Consider the following 9,735-nt stretch of genomic DNA (forward strand, 5'->3'; position numbering starts at 1 on the left):
ATTTGAATATTTTTTTTTATTTTAGGTCATTACTTTTATCTTTTTTCCATTTTTCATAAATCTGATTTACAGAATCTTTTGGAAAATGTTTTTTCGTGATTTTCCACTTGTTATTCACTTCTTCGTGATTTAAAATAAAATTTTTATCCGAATAAAATAACGATTTGAGTTTAAGTTTGAGCGAATCTTCTTCAAAAACAAAAACTTCGCGTTGTGAATACTCCATTGTTAGAGTTTTTCTTATAATTCGCTTGTTTTTGGGGTCAAAACTGATGTAATATTCGTCTTTTTCCAAATCGCTCAATTGTTTATTCAAAACAAAACTATTGCTCTCTTTGTCAAAAAGATAGTACTCGTGTGTTGGGCGTGGGTAGGCTTTAACATTTTCGCTATCAGGCACATCAATAAATCCTTTAAAAAATATTAAATCATTGTATCCATCAAAATTATAATCTTCGTTATAATAAAATATAAACATATTTTTTTGTATATAAATTATCCAATCTTTTGAAAACATTGTTTGAATGAGTTTATTGGTGTTTTTGTCTTTTATACGAATTTCAGTATCTGCTTTCTTCGTTGATTGTAGCCAATTTTTCATTCGGATTTCAAACAAATAATCTCCAATAATAGTATCTTTCTTTAAATATTTATATGCCTTTTCAGGAAATAAATATTGTTCAAAAATTGAATCATATTCCTTTTTTACTATGGATTTTAGTGCATTAGTGTCACGAAAACTTCTTGTGCCGACCCATATTTTTTTATCAAAATGCAATTCTTCTTCCTTCTGAATTTTACCTATATATTTAAAAATATTATTCTTTACTATTCCCTTAATAGGTAATGAATCTTTATGGTTTAAATCAATCATTATTCCTTTGATAGAGTCTTTCTCTCTGTTTAATCGAAATAAAAATTCACTATCCCTTTTACTTTCAGCTAAATACAATAATTTTTCTGTTTTTTGTTTACAAGAAATAATAAATAATATTGTTAGAGTATAAATAATTTTTTTCATAAATGATTGTTTATACAATTCTTATAATCAAAATGTTCAATGAGAATATTAGTGTATTTTTCTCTTTCTGGTAATCCATTTGGTTCTTTTACTGTACCATTAACTTTTTGTGATACTGCTTTTATGTCATTTTTTTCTGCTAAAGCATTGATATTTCTACTTTGCCAAAACCAAACAGCCGAATGTATTGAAAAAGCTAAGATTGTAGATAATTGTTCAGCAAATGGTTTTAGTTTATTTTCGATAAAATCTATATTTAATTCATCGTCTTTTTTACCATTTTCCTTTTCTATACGCTCTATAAATTTTATTACCCCTTCATTTTCTTTATGTTTGTATTTATATTTAGAAAATAATAATGTATTATGAACTTTATCATAGTATTCTAAATAGTTATAATCGTGTGTTAAATGAATTAGCCCACGCCCTTTGAAATGTACCCCTCCTTTAATGTTGCCATCTGTTTTTTTCTCTTCTTCAATTTTTCTAAAATGCTGAGTTTCGTGAAAACATTGTGCTAAAAAGTGTATTTTATGAATACATTTTTTAATGCCAAAAGAGTTCATATATTGGTTTAAAATTGCTGTGAAATTTGCATAATCACAATAACCTAAAGCAAGTAATTTATCACCTTCTTTTGAATTAGAAAAAAGAGCATTATTTTCCCGCTGGTATAAATTCATTCCTTTTACATATTCAACATTTTCTCTTAATGCTTTTACTATTTCTTTAAATTCTTCAACCGTAATATCTTCACCACAAAAACATTTCTTTTCTTCTATATGCTCTAATTCAGCAGACATTGACTGCCCTGTTTCTTCTAATGTAAATGTTACTACTAATTTACTCATAAGTTATTGGTTTTTAGGCTCTATTACTTTTAATTCTATTTGGAAAGAATTATCCTCACAAAGATAATCTTCTAAAACATCATTTTTTAAATGTCTGCCTTGATATTCAAAATCTACTTTTTCGTGATTAAGGCTAAATTTTCCCATTTTCCCTGCCAAATTTCTACCTATTACATTTAAAAATATAGTCGTTTCAGGTTTAAATTTATCTTGTTTTAGTGAAGATATAGATAAAATATTATTTTGTTTTTCGTAATAAAAAATATAATCTGCTTCTTGACCCAATCCGTGGTATGAAGGGTATATTCTTAGAATGATACTATCTTTCATTAGTAAAATTTCGTGATTTTGCTTTTCCATAGAATAGGTTTTATAAATCAAAGATTGAGATTGTAAATAACCATTAGAAAAAACAATAAATATCAATATAAAAAATAATTTATTTAACTTACACAGATTGGGAAATATTACCATAAATAATACAAAATAGATTACATAAATAATAATAAAATCCATTACTAAAAATAAAACATTCCAATTTTTCTCAATAGCTGAGCAGTTTTCCCCTATATATCTATATTCGTAAAATGTAAAAGGAAAACCAATTAAAATATCATTTACGTTGTTTTGCTTTTCCAATGGAAAAAATGAAATAAATGAAATACTACAAAAAATCAAAATTGGTAATATTAATATAAAAAACAGGGTTTTTATCTTTTGTTGTAAAGCTATGCTTTGTTTTTTTAAGACTATATTAAAAATATAACATATTGTCAAGCAAATCAAAGGATTTGCGAATGCCAAATTCCCTGTTTTTCCTGTACCACTGCCATAACCCCATAAAAAATCTTGACAATTATATCCCATAAAATTATATCCAAAATGTGGAAACGGAAAACCAATACGAATTTCCCAAAGTGAATCTTTCTCTAAAAAATAGAAAAAACTAAATAAATATCCAGTTAAAAATAAAAAAAACGCAACGAGGATTAATTTACAAATTTTTGGTATTTTTGTGACCATAATTTTATATTTTCTTTTTTTATAACTTGTTCACTTCCTTTACCTTTGCCTACTATATTTCCTTCATCATCTATAAATAAATTAGTAAAAATCTCATATTGAACAACTTCTAAAACATCATCACCTTTTTTAGTTACAATAGCTATGGGAGCTAACAATTTTTCTTCTTGCGGGTTAAATTCTCCATTATCTGACACGTAATATAAATTTTCATCAGTGGAACCAAACAAATTTCCTTTGAAAACGTTATGTCTTTTTGAGTCCCCAGAACTTCCTCCGTGTCCTACTATATATTTAACTGATACATATTTGACTAATTTACTTATAAATGAATATGTTCTACAAACCATAAAAAGCTAAAATGCTATTTTCAGGATGAAAATTAAAGTCTATTTTACCCCATCCTTCTAATGTAATTTGTCCCTTATCATTATTATCTCCTGTCTGTGAACTAAGTGAATATTGACTTGCTTCTACATTTCCTAATGGCCCGTCAGAGGCTGAGTGAGAATAGATACATACTTCAACTGTTTTATAATTTGAAATATTTTGAGATTTAAAATACAGTAGATTTTTTGTTTTAATTATATTGTTAATCTCCCATAAATCCTCTATCTCTTCACAAAAGACAATACGTTTTCCTCCCAATTGTTCTATTTCTCTTTTTCTTGTAAAAGCTGCTGCTTTAAAAGAATTGTAGAAATCACTAACATAAAATATAAAATGAATTTTCACATAATAATCCACCTCAAATTTAGCAACCATTACCTGCCCTGTACTTTTTAATGTCAATTTTATTCCACCCATAATATTTAATTTTTAGGTTCAACTACTTTTAAAGGTATCTGTTCTTCTTCATCATTTTCAAAGATATAGCCTTTTAAAATATCGTTTTCTAAGCGTTTGCCTTTGTACTCAAAATCAATTTTTTCATCTGTTAAAACTAAATCGGCTTCTTCTCCTGAGAGGTTTCTGCCTTTAATTACTATATAAATTTCTTGACCTATTTTTCCTTTTTGTATTTTATCTCCTTTACTGTTAATATAATACATTTCAGTAATTTCAACAGTTAGTTTTTCCTCTTCTTCCTGTTTTTGTTTGGTATGCTCCACAGGATAATAATAAGGCTTTATAAAAAATTCCTCGTTATAAACCAACATTTTGTCAGCCGAGAGTGTCATATTGATAATCAAACCTTTTTCGTGATGAAAAACACTTTCGTAAGCAATCGGTTTGGCTATAAAATCATATTGTTGTATTTTTTTATCCAATCCCGAGCTGTCGTAAATCACAATTTTTCCCCGTTCATAGAATCCGCATTCTTGTGATTTTTCATCTTTCAATAGCATCCAATTTAAAAAAACTTCATCGCCTTGCTCTTGAACAAAACTAATATAAAGTTTTTCGCTTCCCAAAGTAAAAGACAAAGGCTTACCATCGAAAGCTGTATTTTTATGGTGTGACACGCTGAAAGAAAGCAACGTTCTTTCTCGTCCTAAAACATATATTGTTGTTTTCATATTTTTATTTTATTTTTTCTTGACAAAGATACTTATTTTTTTGGTTTGTATTCATTTTGAATTTATTTTGAATTCATTTTTATTCATACAACAAATATTTTTGACGAATATTTTTGAATTTGTCCAAATCTTTTTGCCAAGACTTCCGGATTTCTTCTTCTGAAACATTATTTTCTATCTGATTTCTCAATGTAGCATTTCCTGCCAATTTGTTGAAAAAATTATTAAAGAAAGTCGTTTTAACTCCCGATGTTTGTTTATAAGCCTTGATAAGCCATGACAAGTTCAGTGCAGACAAATATGGGGTTTGTGATACATCTTCACCATAACAAACTTTTCCTTTGTAAAGAGGTTCTTTGGCTCCTTTATTAGACTGAGGAACAAATTGAAAATCGGTCTTGTGCAAATACGGTGAGCCATATATCTGAAATTGTTTATCTGTTCCGCGCCCTACACTTACATTAGTCCCTTCAAAAAAACACAAACTTGGATACAAATTTACCGAAATATCATTGGGCAAATTCGGAGAAGGTCTTACAGGTAGGCTATACCGAGCTACATGTGTGTAATTTTCCAATGGTACAATCATCAACTGACATTGCACACCTCCTTTAAGCCATTTTTCTCCGTTAATCATTCGAGCATATTCGCCTATGGTCATACCATACACCACTGGAACAGGATGCATACCAACAAAGCTTTCGTATGCTTGTTCAAGCACGGCTCCGTCTATATAATGTCCGTTAGGATTGGGGCGATCAAGCACAATCAGTGGCTTATTATTTTCGGCACAGGCTTCCATTACGTAATGTAGTGTCGAGATATAGGTATAAAAACGTACGCCAACATCTTGTATATCAAATAAAACAATATCAATATCAGATAATTGCTGTTGCGTAGGTTTTTTGTTTTTGGCATATAGCGAAATGATAGGCAGGTTTGTTTTTGTATCGCGCCCGTCTTTGATTATTTCTCCCGCATCGGCATCGCCACGAAATCCATGTTCGGGTGCAAATACCTTTATTATCTGAATATTCTGATGCAAAAGCGTATCTACAATATGGACAATAGGCTGATTGTTTTCAAGCAAAACTCCTGTATGATTGGTAACAACTCCTACCTTCTTATTTAGTAATTGAGGTAAATACTCTTGTAAGCGATTTGCTCCTACAACTATTTGATTATTAACTATTTGTTCTGCAACATTTTCTTTAATTGTTACTTTTTGTGCCGAATTTTGACAAGAAATCAGTATAATCGCTAAAAAAAGTGTACTTTTGGACTTTCTAAACATTGTATTTTGAATTTTGAATTTTTTATAGCCAAACGCATTATCTTCAATAAAGAAGACAAAAATACTATTTCTTCTCCAATTATCAAAATTGCAATTAGTGCCATTGCCTTGGGACTGATAATGATGCTCATTGCCATTGCCACAGGAACAGGATTACAAAAGAAAATACAAGAGAAAATAGCTTCTCTTAACGGACATATCCAAATATATAATTACGATACTAATAGATCTGATGTATCAGTAACCCCAATTGATTTATACCAAGATTTCTATCCGAAATGGGACACGATTTTCACTTTATCTGGAAAATTAGAACATACTAACACGTTCAAAAATATTTTAAACTATCAACCACGAGTAACTCATATACAACCTGTTATAACCAAAGGAGGCATTATTCGTACGGAAAAAACTTTTGAAGGAATTATTGCCAAAGGCGTAGGAAAAGATTACGATTGGCAATATATGAAAACTTATTTGACAACTGGTAGATTGCCTAATTACTCAACATCAGAAATTAGCAACGAGATTCTTATTTCTGATTATTTGGCAAATCGATTAGCATTAAAAGTGGGCGATTCTTGTAATACATTATTCCTGCGTGAAGATGGAAGTTCAATTCCTAATCAACGTAATTTTCATATTGTAGGAACATACAATTCTGGATTTCAGCAATTTGATGCAACATATATTATAACTGATATTCGACAACTTCAACGCATCAATAAATGGAATGCAAATCAAATAGGTATGTTTGAAGTTTTTATCAATGATTTTGACCAAATGCAAGTTGTTGGCGATTTTATTTATGGGAATATTCATTCGACACTCGACTCTCAAACAATTGCTCAAAAGTATCAAACTATCTTTGATTGGTTTCATACCTTTAATTTGAATATTATTATTATTATAGGTATTATGATTTTGGTCGGAGGTGTCAATATGATTACCGCTATTTTGGTGCTTATTTTGGAACGAACCCCGATGATTGGTATTCTCAAAGCATTAGGAACTACCAATTGGTCTATTCGGAAAATATTCTTGTACAATGCAGGTTATTTGATCGGTTTGGGACTTTTTTGGGGAAATATTATCGGACTTGGGTTATTATTTTTACAAAAATATTTTTCTATCTTAAAACTTAATCCCAATATATATTACGTTTCAGAAGTGCCAATAAACATCAGTCCGTTACATATTATTTTACTTAATATCGGAATTTTTACTTTATGTCTGCTAATGCTACTTATCCCGTCGTATATTATTACCAAAATTTCTCCTATCAAGGCAATTAAATTTGAATAAAAATCAATTGAAATAACTTGTAATATTTATTTTTTTGCTATTTTTGCAACCCAATCTATTTTTTAAGAGATTATGTTAAGCAGATTAAATATTGTAAAACAGCGTTTTGACGAAATTTCGGACTTAATTATCCAACCTGATATAATTGCCGACCAAAAACGTTATGTACAACTAACCAAAGAATACAAAGATTTAAAAAGCCTAATGGATAAACGCGATGCGTATATCGTTGTTACGAGCAATATAGCCGAAGCGGAAGAAATAATCAGAGACGGAAACGATGCTGAAATGGTCGAAATGGCAAAACTTCAACTTGAAGAAAGCAAAGAAAAATTGCCTCAGCTTGAAGAAGAAATCAAGTTTTTGCTCATACCCAAAGACCCCGAAGATGTAAAAAATGCTGTTATGGAAATTCGTGCAGGAACAGGTGGAGATGAAGCCTCTATTTTCGCAGGAGACCTTTTTCGTATGTATTCCAAATATTGTCAAGATAAAGGTTGGAGTGTCTCGGTTGTTGATATGAATGAAGGAACCTCTGGCGGATTTAAAGAAATTATCTTTGAAGTTAATGGCGAAGATGTATATGGAACGTTAAAATTTGAAGCAGGTGTACATCGTGTGCAACGTGTTCCACAGACCGAAACACAAGGACGTGTACATACATCGGCGGCAACCGTTATGGTGCTTCCAGAAGCCGAAGAATTTGATGTAGAACTGGATATGGCTGATGTTAAAATTATTCGAACCACTTCAACAGGTCCAGGCGGTCAATCGGTAAATACAACCTACTCTGCCATTCAATTACAACACCTTCCAACAGGAATTGAAGTTCGTTGTCAAGATGAAAAATCACAACATAAAAATCTTGATAAAGCTTTGAAAGTACTTCGTTCGAGACTTTATGAAATGGAACTTGCCAAAAAAATGGAAGCCGACTCTGAGCGAAGAAAAAGTATGGTTTCTAGCGGAGACAGAAGTGCCAAAATTCGTACATACAATTATCCTCAAGGACGTGTAACTGACCATCGTATCGGGCTGACACTTTATGATTTAGGTAACATTATCAATGGAGATATACAACGCCTTATTGACGAATTACAACTTGCTGAAAATACTGAAAAACTCAAAGAAGCAGATATTTTTTAATAAAAAATCTTATTTTTCTTGCAAAAAAATATAAAAATCAGCGCATAAATCATTTTTATTTTGTACTTTTACGCCGAAAATAACATTTTAATTTATGAAAAGGATTATTACAACCATCTTCTGTGTAAGTTTTTTGATTGCGTGTCAAAATAATAAAAAACCTACTCTATCCAAAGAAGAACAAGAAACACAACTTGCAGAAGCTAAATTTGCTGAGATTGACCTCTCACAAGTTGATGTATATCCATCTTTCAGTCAATGCGCTGATACGCTTTCACAAGAAGATTTGAAAAAATGTTTTGAAACAAATCTTTCCAATTTGTACAAAGATGTACTCCAAAAACATCATTTTGCTATTGGAGAACCACTCAATGATGTTGTTCAGGTGTTTTTAAAAATAGATAATCAAGGGCAAATTATCTTTGAACGTACCGAATGTTCTGATAATACACGTCTTTTACTCCCTAAGTTAGATAGTCTTCTTGCTATTGAAACTCAATCATTTGAACCTATTATCCCTGCTCAAAAACAAGAGATTAACGTAAGTACACAATGCAAATTGCCTTTGGTTATCAATGTTCCATAATCTAAGTTTTTGGACATGACTGAAAAAATTATTTTGGGAATAGACCCAGGAACTACTATTATGGGCTTCGGTCTAATAAAAGTTGTTGGGAAACAAATGTTTTTCTTGCAAATGAACGAACTTCTACTTAGTAAATATGATAATCATTACCTAAAACTAAAAATAATTTTTGAACGAACCACTGAACTTATTGACACTTTTCACCCCGACGAATTGGCTCTTGAAGCGCCTTTTTTTGGTAAAAATGTTCAATCAATGTTAAAACTCGGAAGAGCGCAAGGAGTTGCTATGGCTGCAGGACTGGCTCGGCAAATACCCATTACCGAATATGAACCTAAAAAAGTAAAGATGGCTATTACAGGAAATGGTAATGCTTCCAAAGAACAAGTAGCCAAAATGCTTCAACAACTCCTTGGTTTTTCAGATATTCCAAAAAATTTAGATGCCACTGACGGACTTGCTGTTGCTGTTTGCCATTTTCTAAACAATGGAAAACCTCAAAAAGTTACTAATTATACTAGTTGGAATGCTTTTGTAAATCAGAATAAAGATAGAATAAAATAAATATATTCATTATTATTCTATGAAATATAAGTATTCACACTGACAACAATACCAAATCGGTTGTAAAGTAATTTTTTAAATTGCAAAGCTACTTTGTGATCAGTGAAAACCATCGCTTGAGTAATACTTGTACTAAATACAAGCTCTCCGATAAGGTATTCAACTAAGTAAATACCTTCTTCGGTCATTAGCACATACTTAACATAATGAGTCTGTTTTTCTTTCACTCTATCAAAATTTCTGTGCAAAAATAATAACTATTTTTTATTTTTTATAAAAAAATTTTCTTTTTATCATTCTAATTTTTTCAAAAAGAAAATTAAATTGTATATCCGTAATTAAAAATAATTTTGTATATTTGCCTCAAAATCAATAGTTATGAATATTTTCAGTTTCATGGCACATTTCGGTACAGAAGCAGATTG

At 30.4% G+C, this 9,735-nt stretch carries 12 protein-coding genes; 4 read left to right on the top strand and 8 right to left on the bottom strand.

What is annotated here, in order from left to right; translation table 11 throughout:
* Positions 1 to 16: 16 nt before the first annotated feature.
* From OO775_RS06520 to OO775_RS06550, 7 genes are all read right to left on the bottom strand, one after another.
* Positions 17 to 1,021 (bottom strand): XAC2610-related protein, encoded by a 1,005-nt coding sequence (locus OO775_RS06520; protein ID WP_264846251.1) that lies wholly within the window; start codon positions 1,019 to 1,021, stop codon positions 17 to 19.
* The gene (locus OO775_RS06525; RefSeq protein WP_264846252.1) at positions 1,018 to 1,872 is read right to left on the bottom strand and encodes a hypothetical protein; all 855 of its coding nucleotides are present in this window, start codon (positions 1,870 to 1,872) and stop codon (positions 1,018 to 1,020) included. The genes OO775_RS06520 and OO775_RS06525 overlap by 4 nt, the downstream gene beginning before the upstream one ends.
* Positions 1,873 to 1,875: 3 nt before the next feature.
* The gene (locus OO775_RS06530) at positions 1,876 to 2,895 is read right to left on the bottom strand and encodes a hypothetical protein (RefSeq protein ID WP_264846254.1); all 1,020 of its coding nucleotides are present in this window, start codon (positions 2,893 to 2,895) and stop codon (positions 1,876 to 1,878) included.
* Entirely contained in the window at positions 2,862 to 3,245 is a 384-nt protein-coding gene (locus tag OO775_RS06535) for a hypothetical protein (RefSeq protein ID WP_264846255.1), read from the bottom strand. Before OO775_RS06535 ends, OO775_RS06530 begins: the two co-directional genes overlap by 34 nt.
* Positions 3,235 to 3,702, bottom strand: a complete 468-nt coding sequence (locus tag OO775_RS06540; protein ID WP_264846257.1) for a hypothetical protein — start codon at positions 3,700 to 3,702, stop codon at positions 3,235 to 3,237. Before OO775_RS06540 ends, OO775_RS06535 begins: the two co-directional genes overlap by 11 nt.
* Before the next feature lie 5 nt (positions 3,703 to 3,707).
* Positions 3,708 to 4,415: a type VI secretion system tube protein TssD gene (gene tssD, locus OO775_RS06545; RefSeq protein WP_264846259.1), complete on the bottom strand. Its 708-nt coding sequence runs from the start codon at positions 4,413 to 4,415 to the stop codon at positions 3,708 to 3,710.
* A 79-nt stretch (positions 4,416 to 4,494) separates the two neighbouring features.
* Positions 4,495 to 5,709, bottom strand: a complete 1,215-nt coding sequence (locus OO775_RS06550; RefSeq protein ID WP_264846261.1) for an exo-beta-N-acetylmuramidase NamZ family protein — start codon at positions 5,707 to 5,709, stop codon at positions 4,495 to 4,497.
* A gap of 6 nt (positions 5,710 to 5,715) precedes the next feature.
* On the opposite strand from OO775_RS06550, the gene OO775_RS06555 reads away from it, so the two are divergent.
* From OO775_RS06555 to ruvC, 4 genes are all read left to right on the top strand, one after another.
* A complete protein-coding gene (locus OO775_RS06555; protein ID WP_264846263.1) occupies positions 5,716 to 7,014 on the top strand; it encodes an ABC transporter permease in 1,299 nt (432 codons plus the stop codon).
* A gap of 72 nt (positions 7,015 to 7,086) precedes the next feature.
* Positions 7,087 to 8,160: a peptide chain release factor 1 gene (gene prfA, locus OO775_RS06560; RefSeq protein ID WP_264846265.1), complete on the top strand. Its 1,074-nt coding sequence runs from the start codon at positions 7,087 to 7,089 to the stop codon at positions 8,158 to 8,160.
* A gap of 94 nt (positions 8,161 to 8,254) precedes the next feature.
* The gene (locus OO775_RS06565; RefSeq protein ID WP_264846267.1) at positions 8,255 to 8,746 is read left to right on the top strand and encodes a hypothetical protein; all 492 of its coding nucleotides are present in this window, start codon (positions 8,255 to 8,257) and stop codon (positions 8,744 to 8,746) included.
* 15 nt (positions 8,747 to 8,761) lie between these two features.
* Positions 8,762 to 9,310: a crossover junction endodeoxyribonuclease RuvC gene (ruvC, locus tag OO775_RS06570; RefSeq protein WP_264846269.1), complete on the top strand. Its 549-nt coding sequence runs from the start codon at positions 8,762 to 8,764 to the stop codon at positions 9,308 to 9,310.
* A gap of 17 nt (positions 9,311 to 9,327) precedes the next feature.
* On the opposite strand, the gene OO775_RS06575 is transcribed toward ruvC, so the two are convergent.
* On the bottom strand, positions 9,328 to 9,558 hold the full coding sequence (locus tag OO775_RS06575; RefSeq protein ID WP_264846270.1) for an RNA-dependent RNA polymerase family protein: 231 nt from the start codon (positions 9,556 to 9,558) through the stop codon (positions 9,328 to 9,330).
* Between the last annotated feature and the right edge of the window lie 177 nt (positions 9,559 to 9,735).

Source organism: Capnocytophaga catalasegens (assembly GCF_026005215.1).
Lineage (GTDB): Bacteria > Bacteroidota > Bacteroidia > Flavobacteriales > Flavobacteriaceae > Capnocytophaga > Capnocytophaga catalasegens.

What these genes read in the sequence shown, in the direction of transcription:
- OO775_RS06525 (WP_264846252.1), bottom strand. Translation starts at nt 1,872, where the DNA reads ATGAGTAAATTAGTAGTAACATTTACATTAGAAGAAACAGGGCAGTCA.
- OO775_RS06520 (WP_264846251.1), bottom strand. Translation starts at nt 1,021, where the DNA reads ATGAAAAAAATTATTTATACTCTAACAATATTATTTATTATTTCTTGT.
- OO775_RS06565 (WP_264846267.1), top strand. Translation starts at nt 8,255, where the DNA reads ATGAAAAGGATTATTACAACCATCTTCTGTGTAAGTTTTTTGATTGCG.
- prfA (WP_264846265.1), top strand. Translation starts at nt 7,087, where the DNA reads ATGTTAAGCAGATTAAATATTGTAAAACAGCGTTTTGACGAAATTTCG.
- OO775_RS06530 (WP_264846254.1), bottom strand. Translation starts at nt 2,895, where the DNA reads ATGGTCACAAAAATACCAAAAATTTGTAAATTAATCCTCGTTGCGTTT.
- tssD (WP_264846259.1), bottom strand. Translation starts at nt 4,415, where the DNA reads ATGAAAACAACAATATATGTTTTAGGACGAGAAAGAACGTTGCTTTCT.
- OO775_RS06535 (WP_264846255.1), bottom strand. Translation starts at nt 3,245, where the DNA reads ATGGTTTGTAGAACATATTCATTTATAAGTAAATTAGTCAAATATGTA.
- ruvC (WP_264846269.1), top strand. Translation starts at nt 8,762, where the DNA reads ATGACTGAAAAAATTATTTTGGGAATAGACCCAGGAACTACTATTATG.
- OO775_RS06540 (WP_264846257.1), bottom strand. Translation starts at nt 3,702, where the DNA reads ATGGGTGGAATAAAATTGACATTAAAAAGTACAGGGCAGGTAATGGTT.
- OO775_RS06550 (WP_264846261.1), bottom strand. Translation starts at nt 5,709, where the DNA reads ATGTTTAGAAAGTCCAAAAGTACACTTTTTTTAGCGATTATACTGATT.